A 16,101-nucleotide genomic window follows, 5' to 3' on the forward strand; every position below is an offset into this window, starting at 1 on the left:
GACCCGGCCGGCGGTGTGTCTCCCGGCGGCCGGTCACAGGTGTTCCCGGCGCCACCTGCTCGCCTCGTGCTCGGCCGCCACCTCCTGCGCCAGCGCCAACCGGCGGACCTCGCGCCGACGCCGCCCCTCGCCCCGGGTGCCCAGTACCACCAGCCCGACGCAGACCAGCGCCAACAGCACCAGCGCGGCCAGCGCCGGGATCCGGGCGGCCACCGGCGAGAGCAGGACCAGCACCACCACCGCGACCAGGGAACGCCAGCGCAGGATCCGCACCGCCCGCAGGCCACAGCCGACCAGGCCGAGCAGGTAGAGGCCGACCCCGCCGTAGAGGACCAGGATCCAGAACCCGCCCAACGGTTCGCCCCACGGCGGGCTGGTCGGGTCCGCCGTCTCGACGAGCAGGTCCTTGATGCCCAGGGCGAAGAGAATGATGCCGGTGACCAGCGGCAGGTGCCCGAAGGTGTACGCGTCGCGGGCCAGCCGCCCCCGCCGGGCCGGGTCGCGGGCGCGATGCAGGGCCTGCTCCATGGCGAAGGCCAGGGTGTCGAAGTACGCCCACCAGAGGGCGGCGGCCACCGCGATGCCGGTCACCGCGGCGATCACCACCGGCCAGGTCAACGGAAGCTGGTCGACGACGAACCGCTGGCCGAGCCCCAACGCGATGATCGACTCGCCGAGGGCGACCAACACGATCTGGGCGTGCCGCTCCGCCCAGTGCCCGGCCGACACCACCACCCAGTACGCCCGGCCGAGCGCCACGCCCGCCCCGTACTCCAGGGCGAGCGCGCCGGTCCAGAGGCCCAGTTGCAGCGCCGTGGCCGCCCCGCCGGAGTCGATCCTGGGCGGCAGCAGCGCGGCGGTGACCAGCAGCAGCGCCGCGACCACCGGCAGCACGGCCAACAGCGCCCAGCGGCGCAGCCGCTCCGGGTCACCGCGCGCCACCCAGCCGAAGATCGCCAACTGCGCGGCCCGGACCAGCAGGTAGCAGGTGGCGAAGACCAACGGACCGTTCAACCCGCCCGGTACGTCCTCGAACGCGCCGGGCATGCTCAGCGCGAGCAGGAAGGTGGCGGCGACGGTGACGAACCCGACCAGCGGCAGGATGCCCTGGTCGGCCCGGACGGCGTTGCCGAGCCCGGCGAACCCGGTCCAGCACCACCAGAGCAGCCCCACCACCAGCAGGCACCGGTACAGGTTCGCCGCGCCCGGGTGGTACCCGGTCAGTGTGGTGACATTGAGGAAGGCGAAGACGAAGACCAGGTCGTAGAAGAGTTCCAGCCGGGTCACCCGGGAACCCGGCGCACCCCAGCTGACCGGTGCAGATCGGGTGCCCTCGCCCACCCGGGCAGTCTCCCAGCCCACCGGTGCGCCCCGGAGGCGATCGGGGCGAAACGGCACCGGTCAGGCGATGACCACCGGTTCCCGCCAGCCGGGCCGGCCGACGCGGTCGAGGTCGTACCGGACCGTCGCGATCCGCCCGACGGCCTCGACCAGGTCGGCTGCGGGCAGCGTGAACGGCAGCCGCAGGAACCGCTCCAGGGTGCCGTCCAGCCCGAACCGGGGGCCAGGGGCCAGGCGTACCCCGACGTCCTCGGCGGCGCGGGCCAGCGCGCTGGAGATCGGCCCGTCCAGCTCCGCCCAGAGGGTCACCCCACCGCGCGGCACGGTAACCCGCCACTCCGGCAGCCGGGCCGCCACCGCGTCGAGCAGGACGTCGCGCTGGGCGGTGAGCTGACGCTGGCGGGCCGCCACGATGGTCGCGGCGTCGGCGAGCAGGTGGACCGCGACGAGCTGGTCCAGCACCGGACTGGCCATGTCCACCCCGACCCGGGCCGCCGCCAGCCGCTGCACCTGCGGGGCGGACGCCCGGACCCAGCCGATCCGCAGCCCTCCCCAGTACGGCTTGCTCATCCCGCCGATGGAGATCACCCTGGAGTGCCGGTCGAAGGCGGCGGTGGGCGGCGGCAGCCGGGTGCCGTCCAGCGGCAGATCCACGAAGGACTCGTCGACCACCAGGTCGGTGCCGATGGTGTGCGCCGTGGCGACCAGTCGTTCCCGCAGGTCGGCCGGCATCAGATGACCGGTCGGGTTGTGGAACTCGGGGATCAGGTAGGCAAGCTTGGGGCGGCTCTGCCGCAGGCTGCCCAGCAGCAGGTCGCCGTCCCAGCCGGCGTCGGTGGCCAGGCCGTGGGTGGTGATCCGGGCCCGCCGCGCCGCCAGCGCGGCCAACCCGTTGGGGTACGTCGGTGACTCGACTAGCACCGGCCCGCCGGGTGTCAACATCAGCCGCAACACCAGGTCCAGCGCGTGCTGGGTGCCGCTGGTGACCATGATCTGCTCGGCCCGGGTGGGCAGCCCGCGCGCGGTGTACCCCTGGGCGACCGCCTCCCGCAGCTCGATGATCCCGGTCGGGTGGTAGCCGGCGTCACCCAGGTAGCGGGGCAGGTCCTCGGCGGCGGCCCGGGCGGCCGGCACCAGCTGCGGCGGCGCGGCGAGCGCGGCGACCCCGAGGTCGATCATGTCCCGGTCGTCCAGCGGGGTCCAGAGTCCGGAGCTGGCCACCCGGTGGGTGCCGGGCAGCATGGTCCAGCTGCCGGCGCCCCGCCGGCTGGCCAGGTGGCCGGTCTCCCGCAGTTGCCGGTACGCCGCGCTGACCGTGGTACGGCTGATCCGCAGCGCCTCCGCGAGGTCCCGTTCGGCAGGCAGGCGTACCCCCAGGGGTAGCCGACCGTCGGCGAGCAGACCCCGGACGGCGGCGGCGAGCGCGGCGTAGTCCGGGCTGCGCCGACGGCCGGGCAGGGCGTGCCACTGCCCGAGCAGGCGGGCCAACTGGCCTCCCCTGACCTGGGTCGTCACCGGCCACCCCCCGGATATTGGCTCTTTCTCCCGCACAATTGGCTTCTAGAGTGGCACGCATGGCAGCAACTGGCAATTTCCGGTACCGGCCGGTCCGCCGACTCACCCAGCTCTATCTCGGCCTGGTGCTCTACGGCACCAGCATGGCCATGATGCTCCGCTCCGACCTCGGCCTGAACCCGTGGGACGTCTTCCACCAGGGGCTCAGCCGGGTCTCCGGAATGTCGATCGGCACCGCCACCATCGTGACCGGGGTGGCCGTGCTGCTGCTCTGGATCCCGTTGCGGCTACGCCCCGGGCTCGGCACGGTGAGCAACGTCCTGGTGATCGGCCTGGTGGTGGACGGCGCGCTGGCGCTGATCCCCACCGACCTGCCGCTGGCCGTCCGGATCGGGCTGCTGGTCACCGGCATCGTCGGCAACGGCCTGGCCACCGGTCTCTACCTGGGCGCCCGGTTCGGTCCGGGACCCCGCGACGGCCTGATGACCGGGTACGCCGCCCGCCGCCCGGGCCGCTCGGTCCGGCTGGTCCGTACTGTCATCGAGATCGCCGTGCTGGCCCTGGGTTGGCTGCTCGGCGGCACCGTCGGCCTCGGCACCGTCGCCTACGCGCTCGCCATCGGCCCGCTCGCCCAGTTCTTCATCCCGATCTGCACCGTCGCGCCCCCGCCCGAGCCCACCACCGGGCCGACCGCGCAGCCGGAGCGGGCCGTACCCGCGGGTTAGCGGAACCGGTCCGGACGGCGGTCCGGCAGGCACGGGCCGGACGGGCGGTCCGGCGGTCACCCACCGGTGCTCCGTCGGCCACGGCCGGGCACCGGTGGACGCAGAGTGAGTTACGCCGCACCGGAGGGACCGCGCTGACCTGCGTGGACGTACGGGCGGAAAAGACGGTGTTTCCACGACCGGAAACGCGAGGCATCATCTGGTGCATGGCCGAGAGCGGATGGCGGTGGACCGACGCCTGGATCTTCGTGTCGCTGGTGATCGCGAGCGGGGCCGGGCGGCATCGTCGGGCGGCGTACACCCGGCGCCCCGAAGGAGTCCGACTGGCCGACGTGCTGTCCACAGCGGACCATCTCAACCAGTCGATCCCGCAGCGGCACGAGGTGGAGGAGGCGGTCCGGCGGCTCGCCGGCGCCGGCCTGGTCAGCGTCACCGACGGTTGGTTCCGGATCACCGCCGACGGCGAGCAGCTCTGGCGTACCCGGCCGAGCGGTGGGCTGACCACGACGGTCGAGACCATGCAGGTGGTGCTCAGCCGGCGGCGTTCCCCCGGCACCGCCGAGTGGCGGCTCGACGAGGACGAGCACGCGGCGGCGGTGCAGGAGTACTACGTCCGGTCCATCCCGGCACCCCGCCGCTCGACAGAGGGACACCCGCGCCAGAGCTGAGGGTGCCGCCCCGGGCCGATGGGCCCGGTGAGCGATGGGCCTGGTGAGCGATAGGCCCGGTAAGCGATAGGCCCGGTGAGCGATGGGCCCGGTAAGCGATAGGCCCGGTGAGCGATGGGCCCGGTGAGCGATGGGCCCGGTGAGCGATGGGCCTCGGTGGGCCCCGGGACGGGTGGTCAGCGGACCGGGTGACCGGCCTCGCGCAGCGCGTCCTTGACCTCGGCGACGCTCAGCTCGCCGAAGTGGAAGACGCTGGCCGCCAGCACCGCGTCCGCGCCGGCACCGATCGCCGGCGGAAAGTGGGCCACCTCGCCCGCACCGCCGCTGGCCACCACCGGGACCTCCACCACGGCCCGGACCGCCCCGATCAGCGCCAGGTCGAAGCCGGCCTTGGTGCCGTCGGCGTCCATCGAGTTGAGCAGGATCTCCCCCGCGCCCAGCTCGGCCGAGCGCCGGGCCCACTCGACCGCGTCGATCCCGGTGCCCCGCCGGCCGCCGTGGGTGGTCACCTCGAAGCCGCTGGGCGTGGTGCCGGCCGGGGCCCGCCGCACGTCCAGGGAGAGCACCAGCACCTGCCGGCCGAACCGGTCGGCGATCTCGGCGATCAACTCGGGACGGGCGATCGCGGCGGTGTTCACCCCGACCTTGTCCGCCCCGGCCCGCAACAGGGTGTCGACGTCGGCGACCTGCCGGACGCCGCCGCCGACGGTCAACGGGATGAAGACCGACTCGGCGGTCCGGCGGACCACGTCGAGCATGGTGCCCCGGTCACTGGACGAGGCGGTGACGTCCAGGAAGGTCAACTCGTCGGCACCGGCCCGGTCGTACGCCGCGGCCAACTCCACCGGATCGCCGGCGTCACGCAGGTCGAGGAAGTTGACCCCCTTGACCACCCGCCCGGCGTCCACGTCCAGACACGGGATCACCCGTACCGCCACCGTCATGGGCAGAGCCTATCCTCCCGCCCGCCTACACCCGGACGAGCATCTTGCCGAGGTTCTCCCCGCGCAGCAGACCGAGGAAGGCCTCCGGGGCGTTGTCGAGGCCGTCGACGATCGTCTCGTCGTAGGAGAGGCTGCCGTCGCGCAGCCAGCCGGCCATCTCGCCGACGAACCGCTCCCGCAGGTGCCCGTGGTCGCCGACCAGGAAGCCACGCAGGGTGAGCCGCTTGCCGATGACCTGGGCCAGGTTACGCGGCGCGGCCGGCGGCTCGGTGTCGTTGTACTGGGCGATCATGCCGCAGATCGCGGCCCGGCCGTGCAGCCGCATCGAGGAGATGGCCGCCTCCAGGTGGTCCCCGCCGACGTTGTCGAAGTACACGTCGATGCCGTCCGGGGCGGCGGCCCGCAGCGAGTCGCCCACCGGGCCGTCGTGGTAGTCGAACGCGGCGTCGAAGCCGAGCGCCCGCAACCGGTCGACCTTGGCCGCCGAGCCGGCGCTGCCGACCACCCGGCCGGCGCCCTTGAGCTTGGCGATCTGGCCGACCAGGCTGCCGACCGAGCCGGCGGCGGCGGAGACGAAGACGGTCTCCCCCTCGGCCATCCCGGCCACCTCCAGCAGACCGGCGTACGCGGTCAGCCCGGTCATGCCCAGCACGCTCAGGTACGCGGTCAGCGGGGCGAGGTCCGGATCGACCGTCCGCGCGGCGGTGGCGTCGAGCAGGGCGTACTCCCGCCAGCCGAGGCCGTGCAGGACGACGTCGCCGGGCGTGAACCCGTCGGCCTCACTGGCCACCACCTCGCCGACCGCGCCGCCGTCCAGTGGCGCGTCGAGCTGGAACGGCGGGACGTAGGACCGGACGTCGTTCATCCGCCCCCGCATGTACGGGTCGACGGAGACGAACCGGTTACGGACCACGATCTGCCCCGGTCCCGGAGTGGGCACCGGAGTCTCGACCAGGCGGAAGTTCTCCGCCGTCGGCCAGCCGGTGGGCCGGGAGGCGAGGTGGATCTCGCGGTTGACGGTACTCATGGGTCTGCCTTTCCTAGTCTTTTCGGCTCCGGCACGCCCCGGCCCGGACGCGCTCAGGCGGCGCGCTCAGGCTCCGGCTTGCTCACGCTCCGGCTTGCTCAGGCGGCGGTGCGCTCAGGCGGCGGTGCGGACGGTCAGGGTGGTCGCCACGTTGCCCCGGGTGGCGTTGGAGTACGGGCAGACCTGCTCGGCCTGCTCGACCAGCTGCTCGGCGACGGAGCGCTCGACCGACGGCAGGTCGACCACGAGCGTGACGGTCAGCCCGAAACCACCACTGCCGTTCGGGCCGATGCCCACCTCGGCGTCGACCACCGAGCCGGTCACGTCGGCCTTGGCCCGGCGGGCGACCACCCGCAGCGCCGAGTGGAAACAGGCGGCGTACCCGGCGGCGAAGAGCTGCTCCGGGTTGGCGGCGTCGCCGGCGCCACCCATCTCCTTGGGGACCGCGAGGTCCAACTCGACGACACCGTCCGAGGTCCGGACGTGGCCGTCCCGGCCGTCGCCGGTGGCCTGGGCGGACGCGGTGTAGAGCACCTGCATGATCACTTCTCCTTGGCTCGGTGGATGGTGTCGGTGACCTGGGTCAGGGTGTCGCGCAGGGCCACCAGTTCGGCTTCGGTGAGCCCGGTGGCACCGGCCACCCGCAACGGCACCTGGTGCATCCGCTGCCGCAGCTCCCGACCGGTCCCGGTCAGCGCCACCCCCACCCGCCGCTCGTCCCGCGCGGACCGTCGGCGGACCACCAGGCCCGCCCCCTCCAGCCGCTTCAGCAGCGGGGAGAGGGTGCCGGAGTCCAACCGCAACCGGGTGCCCAGCTCGGAGACGGTGATGTCCCGATCGGGATCGACGGCGCCGCCGTCACCGCTGGCGTGCCCGCCGCCGCTGGCGTGCCCGGCGGCGTGCCCGGCGGCGCTGGCGTGCCCGGCGGCGTCAGCGCCCCCGGTCGCGACGGCGGCGGCGTGGTCGTACTCCTCGCCGCGCCCGGTGGTCTCGGCGTGCTCCCAGAGCACCAGCAGGACCAGGTACTGCGGGTAGGTGATCCCGAACTCGTCGAGGATCGGCCGGTAGACGTCGGTCAGCGCGCGGTGCGCCGCATAGAGCGCGAAGCACACCTGCCGGCGCAACACCAGATGATCGGTCACGCCCACGACCGTAGCGCGCAATTCAATTGCGCACAACTCAAATGCCGGAAACTCCGCCCGCAGCTCCCGGCTCCCCGGCCGCCCGCAGCTCCCGGCTCCCGGCTCCCGGCTCCCGGTGAGAAGGGTGACCTTCTCTACCGGAAGCGTTAACAAGGGGCCCTTCCTTACCGCTTAGCGGAGGGTGGCGAGGGCCTCGGCGACGGTGAAGGCTCCGGCGTAGAGGGCCTTGCCGGCGATCACGCCCTCCACCCCGATCGGCTCCAGGGTGGCCAGGGCCCGCAGGTCATCGAGGGTGGAGACACCACCGGAGGCGATCACCGGGGCGTCGGTGCGGGAACAGACCTCACGCAGCAGGTCCAGGTTCGGCCCGCGCATGGTGCCGTCCTTGGTGATGTCGGTCACCACGTAGCGCGAGGCGCCGGCCTTGTCCAGCCGCTCCAGCACCTCGAACAGGTCACCGCCGTCGCGGGTCCAGCCCCGGGCGGCCAGGGTACGACCGCGCACGTCCAGCCCGATGGCCACCCGGTCGCCGTACTCGCCGCAGATCCGGTCACACCACTGCGGGTCCTCCAGGGCGGCGGTGCCGATGTTGACCCGGGCCGCTCCGGTGGCCAACGCGGCCCGCAGCGAGGCGTCGTCCCGGATGCCACCGGAGAGTTCCACCTTGACGTCCAGCCGGCTCACCAGCTCGGCCAGCAGCGCCGCGTTGCTACCCCGGCCGAACGCCGCGTCCAGGTCCACCAGGTGGATCCACTCGGCCCCGTCCCGCTGCCAGGCCAGGGCGGCCTCCAACGGGTCGCCGTACGCGGTCTCGCTACCGGCGGCGCCCTGCACGAGGCGTACGGCCTGGCCGTCGGCGACGTCCACGGCGGGCAACAGGGTCAGGCTCACGGTCTTCTTCTCCTCGGATTCGGTACGACGGTCCAGGTGTCAGGTACGGCGGCCGGCTTCAGGCCCGGCACCCGACGGTCTCAGGTACGGCGGTCCAGGGCGATCACCACGATCGCCGGCAGGACGAGCAGCAGCAATGCGATCAACGCCAGCCGCAGCGCCAGGTTGTCGACAAGCGACCAGATTCCGATCAGCGCCGCCCCGGTCAACAGCACGATGGCGGTCCGCTCCCGCCGGGTGTGCCGGGGCAGCCGACCGGTACGCCGACGTCGCCAGCGTGGGGTGAGCCGCCGTACCAGTGCCCGCCGCCGCTGCCGACGGGCCACCCGGCGCTGGCGGACGGCCCGGTCCCGCTCCTGCTGCGCCTGCCGGACGGCGCGCAGCCGGGCCCGCTCCTTGCTCACCGGCCGCTCACCACGGCGCGCCCGCCGTCGGCACGGTCACGGCCCACCGTCGGGATCACAGCGTGGTGAGCCAGTTGCGCAGCAACCGGGAGCCGTTGTCCCCGGACTTCTCCGGGTGGAACTGGGCCGCCGACAGGGCGCCGCGTTCCACCGCGGCGACGAAGTCCGCACCGTGCCGGGCGGTGGTCACCACCGCGCCGGTCCCGGCCAGGGCAGCCTGGTCGAGCACGCCGTAGGAGTGGACGAAGTAGAAGCGGCCGGTGGCCGGCAGACCGGCGAAGAGCACCGAGGCCGGCGGCGGCTCGACGGTGTTCCAGCCCATGTGCGGCAGCCGGCGCGCCGGTAGCGCGGTGACCGACCCGGGCAGCAACCCGAGCCCCTTGGTGACCACCCCGTGCTCCTCGCCGTACTCGAAGAGCACCTGCATGCCGACGCAGATGCCGAGCACCGGTCGGCCGGCGGCCACCCGCTCGGCGATCACCGGCCCGGCGCCGAGCGCCTCGATCCCCGCCATGCAGGCGGCGAACGCACCGACCCCGGGCACCACCAACCCGTCGGCGTCGGCCGCCGCGGCCAGGTCGGCGGTCACGGTCACGTCCCCGCCGGCCCGCTGCAGCGCCCGCTCGGCGGACCGGAGATTGCCGGAGCCGTAGTCCAGCACCACCACCCGACTCATGCGTTCTCCCCCGGGAAGAGGTAGAGCACGCCACCGGCGGCGGCCAGCACGGCGAGCGCCCCGGCGATCACCAGGGTGCTGCGGGCCGCACCCTGCCGGTGCAGCGACCACACCCCACCGGCCAGCACCCCGGCCAGGGCCAGCAACAGAACAGGCAGCACGGCACTCATAAGGCGGTGCTGCCTTCATGCGCGACTGCGGGACTCCGCTGCGCTACGTTCCTCGCGCTCATCAGAGCCTGCCTTCATTCGCGACTGCGGGACTCCGCTGCGCTACGTTCCTCGCGCTCATCAGAGCGCCCCCTTGGTGCTGGGGATGGCGCCGGCCGAGCGGGGGTCCAGGGCGGTGGCCTCGCGCAGGGCCCGGGAGACCGCCTTGAACTGGGCCTCCACCACGTGGTGGGCGTCCGGGTGACCGCCGGGACGGGCCGCGCGCAGGACGTCCACGTGCAGGGTGATCCGGGCCGCCTGGCCGAAGGACTCCCAGATGTGCCGGGTCATGCTGGTCGGGTAGACCGGGCCGATGTACGGCGCGAGCACCGGCTCGTCGTGCAGCACGTACGGCCGTCCGGAGAGGTCGACCGCCGCCCGGACCAGCACCTCGTCCATCGGCACGGTGGCCGAGCCGTACCGGCGGATGCCGGCCTTGTCGCCGAGCGCCTGGTCGAAGGCGGCACCCAGGGCCAGCGCGGTGTCCTCCATCGTGTGGTGGGCGTCGATCTCCAGGTCACCCACGGTCCGTACGGTGAGGTCGAAGCCACCGTGCCGGGCGATCTGGTTGAGCATGTGGTCGTAGAAGCCGACCCCGGTGCCGATCTCGGCCTTGCCGGTGCCATCCAGGTCGATCTCGACGAGCACCTTGGTCTCGTTGGTGATCCGCTCCACCCGGGCGCTACGGCTCATGGTGATTCACCTTTCAGAGGGGCGAGTTCTGCCATCGCGGTGAGGAAGGCGTCGGTCTCGGCGGGGGTGCCGGCGGTGACCCGCAGCCAACCGGGCAGCCCGACGTCACGGACCAGCACCCCGGCGTCGAGCAGGGTCTGCCAGGCGGCCCGCTGGTCACCGTCGACGGAGAAGAGTACGAAGTTGGCGTCGCTGTCGGCCACCGTGCGCCCCTGGGCACGCAGCTCGGTGACGATCCGGTCGCGCTGTGCCTTGATCGCCTCGACCGTGCCGAGCAGGGCCTCACGGTGGGCCAGCACCGCCCGGGCGGCGGCCTGGGTCAGCGAGGAGAGGTGGTACGGCAGGCGGACCAGACCGATCGCCTGCACCACCGCCGGGTCGGCGACCAGGTATCCGAGCCGGCCACCGGCGAAGCCGAAGGCCTTGCTCATGGTCCGGGTGACCACCAGCCTGGGGTGGCCGGGCAGCAGGGCCAGGGCGCTGGCCGTGCCGGCGCGGGCGAACTCGCCGTACGCCTCGTCGACGATCACCATCCCCGGTGCCTCGGCCAACACCGCGGCGATCACCGCCGGGTCCAGCGCGGTGCCGGTGGGGTTGTTCGGCGAGCAGAGGAAGACGACGTCGGGGGCGTGCTCACGGACCCGGGCCACCGCCTCGTCGACGGTCAGCGAGAAGTCGGGCCCGCGCGTCACCGGCACCCACCGGGTGCCGGTGCCCAACGACAGCAGCGAGTGCATCGAGTACGTCGGGACGAAGCCGAGCGCCGTGCGACCCGGCCCGCCGAAGACCTGCAGCAGCTGCTGCTGGATCTCGTTGGAGCCGTTGGCCGCCCACACCTGTGCGCCGGTGAGCCCGTGGCCGAGATACCCGGCCAGGTCGGCGCGCAGCCCTTCGGCGTCCCGGTCCGGATACCGGTTGAGGTCCCGCAGCTCGGCGGCGAGGCCCTTGGCGATCGCCTCGGTGACCTGCTCGGGCACCGGGTACGAGTTCTCGTTGGTGTTCAGCCGCACCGGCACGTCCAGCTGCGGCGCCCCGTACGGGGACAGCCCGCGCAGGTCGGCGCGGATCGGCAGGTCGTCGAGGGTGGTCGGCCGCCTCACGCCGACACCTCCGGGAACCGTGCCTGGACCGCCTGGCCGTGGGCCGGCAGGTTCTCCACGTTGGCCAGGGTCACCACGTGCGGGGCCACCTCACGCAGCGCCTCCTCGGTGTACTCGACCAGGTGGATGCCGCGCAGGAACGACTGGACCGACAGGCCCGAGGAGTGTCGGGCGCAGCCGCCGGTGGGCAGCACGTGGTTGGAGCCGGCGCAGTAGTCACCGAGGGACACCGGCGACCAGGCGCCGACGAAGATCGCCCCGGCGTTTCGTACCCGCAGCGCCCACTGCCGGGCGTCGCGGGTCTGGATCTCCAGGTGCTCGGCGGCGTACGCGTCGACCACCCGCAGCCCGGCGTCGAGGTCGTCGACGAGCACCACGCCGCTCTGCTCGCCGCCGAGGGCGGTGCCGACCCGGTCGGCGTGCTTGGTGCCCGGCACCTGCCGGGCCAGCTCCCGGTCGACCGCGTCGGCCAGCTCGGTCGACGGGGTGACCAGCACGCTGGCCGCCAACGGGTCGTGCTCGGCCTGGCTGATCAGGTCGGCGGCGACGTGCGCCGGGTCGGCGGTCTCGTCGGCCAGGATGGCGATCTCGGTCGGGCCGGCCTCGGCGTCGATGCCGACCGTGCCGCGCAGCAGCCGCTTGGCGGCGGTGACCCAGATGTTGCCCGGCCCGGTGATCATGTCGACCGGCGCGCAGCGGCTGCGACCGTCGGCGTCGGTGTCCGACCCGTACGCCAGCATCGCCACCGCCTGGGCGCCACCTACCGCGTAGACCTCGTCGACGCCGAGCAGCGCGCAGGCCGCCAGGACCCGGGCGTCGGGCAGGCCGCCGTTCTCCTGCTGGGGCGGACTGGCCACGACCAGGCCCTCGACGCCGGCGGCCTGGGCCGGCACCACGTTCATCACCACGGTCGACGGGTACATCGCCAGCCCACCGGGGACGTACAGCCCGACCCGTCCGACCGGCACCCAGCGTTCGGTCACCGTGCCGCCCGGCACCACCTGGGTGGTGTGGTCGGTGCGCCGCTGGTCGGCGTGCACCGTACGGGCCCGCGCGATCGACTCCAGCAGCGCGGCGCGTACCTGGGGGTCGAGGGTGCCCTCGGCCTCGGCGATCGCCTCGGCGGGCACCCGCAGCTGGTCGGGGGCGACGCCGTCGAAGCGTTCGCTGGCCGCCCGGATCGCCGGGTACCCATGGTCGCGCACCGACTCGACGACGGGACGGATCCGCTCGACGGCCACCGAGACGTCGAGCTGGGCACGGGGCAGCAGGCGGCGGGGATCACGCACCGCGCCGCGCAGGTCGATCCGAGTCAGCACGCCTGCGAGTCTAGGCGGCCCGGCCGACGACCACCCGGACCGCCCGCACCGCGGGACGCGTGAGCCGGGCCACGTCGCTCTCGATCGCGCGGGCTAGGCTCGACAGCGTGACTGCTCGGCTGCCGGTGTTCCCGCTCGGGACGGTGCTCTTCCCCGGCCTGGTGCTGCCGCTGCACATCTTCGAGGAGCGCTACCGCGCCCTGGTCCGGCACCTGGTCGAGCTGCCCGAGGGGCAGCCCCGGGAGTTCGGCGTGGTGGCGATCCGGGCCGGCTGGGAGGTCGCCGCCAGCGGGCCGGGTGGTGCGGCGCTGGCCAACCCGGACGTGAGCCTGCACGAGGTGGGCTGCACCGCCGAGGTGCGCCAGGTCACCGAGCTGCCCGACGGCGGCTTCGACCTGGTCACCGTGGGGCGTCGCCGGTTCCGGCTGCGTGACGTGGACGGCCGGTCGGCGCCCTATCTGACCGCCGAGGTGGAGTGGCTGCCCGAGCCGACCGGCCCGGACGAGTCCACCGCCCTGCTCGCCGCCCGGGTGATCGCGGTCTTCCGGCAGTACCTCACCCTGGTCCGCGCCGAGGACGAGGAGCTCTCCGAGCAGCTGCCGGAGGATCCCACCGTGCTGTCACACCTGGTGGCGGCCACCGCGGCACTGACCGTGGGCGACCGGCAGGAGCTGCTCGCCATCGACGACACCGCCGCCCGGCTCCGGGCCGAGCTGCGGCTGCTCAACCGCGAGGCGGCTCTGCTGCGCCAGGTCCGGGCGGTTCCGGTGCCGTTGTCGGAGCTGGCGGCGCCACCGACCCCCAACTGACCTGGTCCACCCCACCCGGCCCACCCGACCAGAGCGGGGGCTCCGGCTCCGGGTGCAGGGACGGCCACCGCGACCAGCCGGCCAGCAGGGTGTACGTCACCGCCGCGCCGAACGCGACAAGCAGTACGTTGCCGTACGGCACGGGCAGCACCCCGAGCACCCGCTCCACCCCGCCGGCCCGCAGGTCGACCGGCCGTTCGAAGGCCTGCCCCGCCGGCGCCTCGGCCAGCAACCGCTGGTAGGTCGACCAGCCGATACGCCGCCCCACCTGCCACGCCACCAGGGCGGCACCGATGCCGCCCACGGTCAACGCGACCAGGCCCGCCGGGCCACGCAGGCGGCGCAGCAGGAACCACAGCCCGATCGCGGCGAGTATCCCGAGGCCGAGCGCGAGCAGGCTGAACCAGCCGTCGGCGGCGATCGGCTGCTCCGGCTGCGGTTCGGCGTAGATCGCACCCTGCGCTGTCTTGATCACCGGAGTGGCGGGGGCCAGCCGGGCCCAGAGCAGCCCGAGCGGTACGCCGAGCAGGGTCAGCCCGGCCACCACCGCCCCGACCAGCCCGACGACGCGCCGCAGCGGCAACCGTGGCTCGTCGAAGCGCAGCTCCAGCCAGCTCCGGTACGCCCCGGGCACGCCCGGCGGGTAACCACTCACACCCCCGCCCGGCACGGCGGCGGCCGACGGAGCGGCGGAGGGCGGTTCGGCAGAGGGCGGATCGGCGGAGGGCGGATCGGCGGCCGACGGCAGCGGGGCGCCGGCCGGGTCGACGGGCGGCACCCGACGATCGGGGTCGAAAGTAGCCGGACTCACCTCGTGATCCTCTCAGGCCACCGAGTTCCCCGGATCCCCGGTGACCGACACCGACGCCAGGTCCCTGCGGGTCAGTGCGCGAAGGGCTCCAGCATCACCGAGGCGGCCCGCAGCCAGGCCTGCCGGGTCTCCGGCTGGAGTTGGTGGTATTCGATCGACGAACCGGTCTCCAGGGCCGGGTCGTACGGCACCACGGCGACCGCCCTGGTCCGGGTGGCGAAGTGCCGCTCCAGGTCGGTCTGCAGGGTGGAGCGCCCCGGGGTCGGACACGAGATCAGGGTGACCGCGTTGTCGGCCAGCTCGCCCATGCCCACCTCGTGCAGCAGGTCCAGCATCCAGTCGGCGCTGAACGCGGCATCCTCCCGGGGCACCGTGGTGACCACCAACTGGTCGGCGGCCTGCATCACGGTGCGCCAGTTAGGGCTCTCCACGTTGTTTCCGGTGTCCACACAGACCACGTCGTGGGTACGCCGCAGCAGCTCCAGCACCCGCTTGACGGTGTACTTGTCGAGCCGCTGGGCGAACCGGGGACTCTCCTCCCCCGCCAGCACGTCGTACGAACCGTCGGAGGCGTGGCGGAGGTAGTCGTCCAGCTGCTCCAGCAGCGGAGCGCCGTCCAGGATCTCGATCTGGGCCAGGTCGGTGACCAGGTGCCGGATGGTCCGGGCGTGCCGGGCGCTGCCGGCGCGCAAGCCGAGGGTGCCCCGCAGCTCGTTGTCGTCCCAGGCGAGCACACCACGGCCCCGCACGCTGCCCACGGTCGCCGCGGCCAGCACGGTGGCGGTGGTCTTGTGCACCCCGCCCTTCGGGTTGGCGAAGGCCAGCACCCGTGGGGTGCCGAGGTCCCGGCGCAGCACACCGGCGGCCCGGTCCACCTCGCTCTCGGCACTCTGTGCACGCCACTCGATGCGGGGGGCCGGATAACCTCGCTCACCCACCACCGCCGCCCCCGCCGACTGGGGCGCGGACGGGGACGGTGGCGCAGCCGGGGGCGGTGCCACGGCCGGGGGCGGCGGTGCCGGTGCGGCCGGGGGCTGAGGTGTCGACAGCGGCTGAGGCGGAGTCGCCGAGGGCGGCGCCGGTGCGGGTGGCACCGGGGCCTGGTAGGCGCGCTGCCGGTACCCGTTGTCCAGCAGGGCGTACCGGGACTCCACCGGCGGTTCCGGGCGGTAGCCGTTGTCCAGCAGGGCGTAGCGGGACTCGGCCGCCCCGTCCCGGACCGGCGGATCGGCCGGCGACGGGTCGGGGCGGTACGACGGTCCGGCCCGGGACGCGTCGAGGCCCGACGTCCGCTCCCGCCGGGACAGCGCCTCGCCCCGGGACGCCTCCGAACGGTACGACGGCTCGCCCCGGTGGCCGGGCTCCGGCTGGTGCGGACGCTCCGGCCGGTACGACGGATCAAGCTGGTACGACGGATCCAACTGGTACGACGGGTCCGACCGGTAGGACGGGTCGGACGGGTAGGACCGGTCCGACCGGTACGACGGGTCCGGTCGGTAGCTGGGCTCGGCCCGCTGCGGCGGCTGCGCGCGGTAGGTCGGCTCCGCCGGGTGACCCCGCTCCGCGGGCGGGCCGGCATCGGACCGGCCACCGTAGCCGTTGCCGGAACCGCGTCGGGGCAACGGTTCCGGCGCGACGGCCGGCTCGTCGGCGCGGTGGTCGGTCTCCGGCTCGGCATGGCGACCACCGAGTCGGGCGCGGTCGAGCAGCGCCCGCCAACGCGGTGCTGGTTCGGCCGGCCGACCCCAGCCGGTCTCGCTGCCGTCCACGGCTCGCCCTCCCAGCACCATCGGATCCCGCCTGACAGGCTACGAACCAAACCCTATT

The 16,101-nt window shown here is 73.8% G+C and carries 17 protein-coding genes and 1 pseudogene; 3 read left to right on the forward strand and 15 right to left on the reverse strand.

Going from position 1 to position 16,101, the window contains the following annotated elements:
* Positions 1 to 33: 33 nt before the first annotated feature.
* Both ACN28G_RS16440 and ACN28G_RS16445 read right to left on the reverse strand, forming a co-directional pair.
* Complete coding sequence (locus ACN28G_RS16440; RefSeq protein WP_421479566.1) at positions 34 to 1,341, reverse strand: low temperature requirement protein A; 1,308 nt, start codon at positions 1,339 to 1,341, stop codon at positions 34 to 36.
* A gap of 60 nt (positions 1,342 to 1,401) precedes the next feature.
* On the reverse strand, positions 1,402 to 2,856 hold the full coding sequence (locus tag ACN28G_RS16445; protein ID WP_421479567.1) for a PLP-dependent aminotransferase family protein: 1,455 nt from the start codon (positions 2,854 to 2,856) through the stop codon (positions 1,402 to 1,404).
* Positions 2,857 to 2,915: 59 nt separating this feature from the next.
* On the opposite strand from ACN28G_RS16445, the gene ACN28G_RS16450 reads away from it, so the two are divergent.
* Positions 2,916 to 3,581: a YczE/YyaS/YitT family protein gene (locus ACN28G_RS16450; protein ID WP_091441026.1), complete on the forward strand. Its 666-nt coding sequence runs from the start codon at positions 2,916 to 2,918 to the stop codon at positions 3,579 to 3,581.
* A gap of 206 nt (positions 3,582 to 3,787) precedes the next feature.
* Positions 3,788 to 4,249 (forward strand): hypothetical protein, encoded by a 462-nt coding sequence (locus ACN28G_RS16455; protein WP_091441029.1) that lies wholly within the window; start codon positions 3,788 to 3,790, stop codon positions 4,247 to 4,249.
* Positions 4,250 to 4,425: 176 nt separating this feature from the next.
* Here ACN28G_RS16455 and hisF read toward each other — a convergent pair whose 3' ends face one another.
* The 11 genes and pseudogenes from hisF to hisD form a co-directional block, all read right to left on the reverse strand.
* Positions 4,426 to 5,193, reverse strand: a complete 768-nt coding sequence (hisF, locus tag ACN28G_RS16460; protein ID WP_091441033.1) for an imidazole glycerol phosphate synthase subunit HisF — start codon at positions 5,191 to 5,193, stop codon at positions 4,426 to 4,428.
* Between the two features lie 25 nt (positions 5,194 to 5,218).
* Positions 5,219 to 6,220, reverse strand: coding sequence for an NADP-dependent oxidoreductase (locus ACN28G_RS16465; protein WP_421479569.1), 1,002 nt, complete (start codon positions 6,218 to 6,220; stop codon positions 5,219 to 5,221).
* A gap of 114 nt (positions 6,221 to 6,334) precedes the next feature.
* The gene (locus ACN28G_RS16470) at positions 6,335 to 6,760 is read right to left on the reverse strand and encodes an organic hydroperoxide resistance protein (RefSeq protein ID WP_091446787.1); all 426 of its coding nucleotides are present in this window, start codon (positions 6,758 to 6,760) and stop codon (positions 6,335 to 6,337) included.
* 2 nt (positions 6,761 to 6,762) lie between these two features.
* A pseudogene (locus ACN28G_RS16475) lies at positions 6,763 to 7,059 on the reverse strand (MarR family winged helix-turn-helix transcriptional regulator); the annotation flags it as partial.
* A gap of 474 nt (positions 7,060 to 7,533) precedes the next feature.
* Positions 7,534 to 8,253, reverse strand: coding sequence for a bifunctional 1-(5-phosphoribosyl)-5-((5-phosphoribosylamino)methylideneamino)imidazole-4-carboxamide isomerase/phosphoribosylanthranilate isomerase PriA (gene priA / locus ACN28G_RS16480; RefSeq protein ID WP_091441039.1), 720 nt, complete (start codon positions 8,251 to 8,253; stop codon positions 7,534 to 7,536).
* Between the two features lie 80 nt (positions 8,254 to 8,333).
* Positions 8,334 to 8,657 carry a hypothetical protein gene (locus tag ACN28G_RS16485; protein ID WP_091441042.1) on the reverse strand — a complete coding sequence of 108 codons (324 nt, stop codon included), beginning with the start codon at positions 8,655 to 8,657 and terminating at the stop codon, positions 8,334 to 8,336.
* 55 nt (positions 8,658 to 8,712) lie between these two features.
* A complete protein-coding gene (hisH, locus tag ACN28G_RS16490) occupies positions 8,713 to 9,333 on the reverse strand; it encodes an imidazole glycerol phosphate synthase subunit HisH (RefSeq protein ID WP_421479572.1) in 621 nt (206 codons plus the stop codon).
* A complete protein-coding gene (locus tag ACN28G_RS16495; RefSeq protein WP_175440601.1) occupies positions 9,330 to 9,503 on the reverse strand; it encodes a hypothetical protein in 174 nt (57 codons plus the stop codon). The genes hisH and ACN28G_RS16495 overlap by 4 nt, the downstream gene beginning before the upstream one ends.
* A gap of 120 nt (positions 9,504 to 9,623) precedes the next feature.
* Positions 9,624 to 10,235, reverse strand: coding sequence for an imidazoleglycerol-phosphate dehydratase HisB (gene hisB, locus ACN28G_RS16500; RefSeq protein WP_091441049.1), 612 nt, complete (start codon positions 10,233 to 10,235; stop codon positions 9,624 to 9,626).
* Complete coding sequence (locus ACN28G_RS16505) at positions 10,232 to 11,335, reverse strand: histidinol-phosphate transaminase (RefSeq protein ID WP_421479575.1); 1,104 nt, start codon at positions 11,333 to 11,335, stop codon at positions 10,232 to 10,234. Before ACN28G_RS16505 ends, hisB begins: the two co-directional genes overlap by 4 nt.
* A complete protein-coding gene (gene hisD / locus ACN28G_RS16510; RefSeq protein ID WP_421479577.1) occupies positions 11,332 to 12,654 on the reverse strand; it encodes a histidinol dehydrogenase in 1,323 nt (440 codons plus the stop codon). Before hisD ends, ACN28G_RS16505 begins: the two co-directional genes overlap by 4 nt.
* A gap of 107 nt (positions 12,655 to 12,761) precedes the next feature.
* On the opposite strand from hisD, the gene ACN28G_RS16515 reads away from it, so the two are divergent.
* The gene (locus ACN28G_RS16515) at positions 12,762 to 13,463 is read left to right on the forward strand and encodes an LON peptidase substrate-binding domain-containing protein (RefSeq protein WP_091446792.1); all 702 of its coding nucleotides are present in this window, start codon (positions 12,762 to 12,764) and stop codon (positions 13,461 to 13,463) included.
* On the opposite strand, the gene ACN28G_RS16520 is transcribed toward ACN28G_RS16515, so the two are convergent.
* Complete coding sequence (locus tag ACN28G_RS16520) at positions 13,378 to 14,274, reverse strand: DUF2567 domain-containing protein (protein ID WP_421479579.1); 897 nt, start codon at positions 14,272 to 14,274, stop codon at positions 13,378 to 13,380. The two genes, ACN28G_RS16515 and ACN28G_RS16520, sit on opposite strands and share 86 nt — an antisense overlap.
* Before the next feature lie 71 nt (positions 14,275 to 14,345).
* Positions 14,346 to 16,043, reverse strand: coding sequence for a MinD/ParA family ATP-binding protein (locus ACN28G_RS16525; RefSeq protein WP_373868314.1), 1,698 nt, complete (start codon positions 16,041 to 16,043; stop codon positions 14,346 to 14,348).
* Positions 16,044 to 16,101 lie beyond the last annotated feature (58 nt).

The organism is Micromonospora sp. WMMA1923 (assembly GCF_049179195.1).
Lineage (GTDB): Bacteria > Actinomycetota > Actinomycetes > Mycobacteriales > Micromonosporaceae > Micromonospora > Micromonospora yangpuensis.